Here is a 258-nt window from a genome sequence, read left to right on the forward strand (position 1 = left end):
GGTTATCGACTTTGTAGTAAACGATGCCAGTCATTATCACGTACCGCTTCTGCTTAGTGCGCACGGTTATAGCACCTATCGCGGATCGTAGCTTTGGTGCTGTTTAGCTCTCTGCTTGGTTATTAGCTTGCAAAAAATACTATCAAAAGAAATTACCAAGACATTTTATAAGACACTGTCATATTAAAGGACATTTATTACATGGGCGCCTATCTTCTCGAATGGTTGAGTTTATTTTTCCGCTGGTTTCATGTTATC

General features: G+C 39.5%; 1 protein-coding gene. It reads left to right on the plus strand.

What is annotated here, in order from left to right; genetic code table 11:
• Nucleotides 1–4 precede the first annotated feature (4 nt).
• Nucleotides 5–91 (plus strand): hydroxyisourate hydrolase, encoded by an 87-nt coding sequence (locus SB725_RS32235; RefSeq protein ID WP_410923559.1) that lies wholly within the window; start codon nt 5–7, stop codon nt 89–91.
• Nucleotides 92–258 lie beyond the last annotated feature (167 nt).

The organism is Pseudomonas sp. SIMBA_041 (genome assembly GCF_046535095.1).
GTDB classification, from domain to species: domain Bacteria; phylum Pseudomonadota; class Gammaproteobacteria; order Pseudomonadales; family Pseudomonadaceae; genus Aquipseudomonas; species Aquipseudomonas mucoides.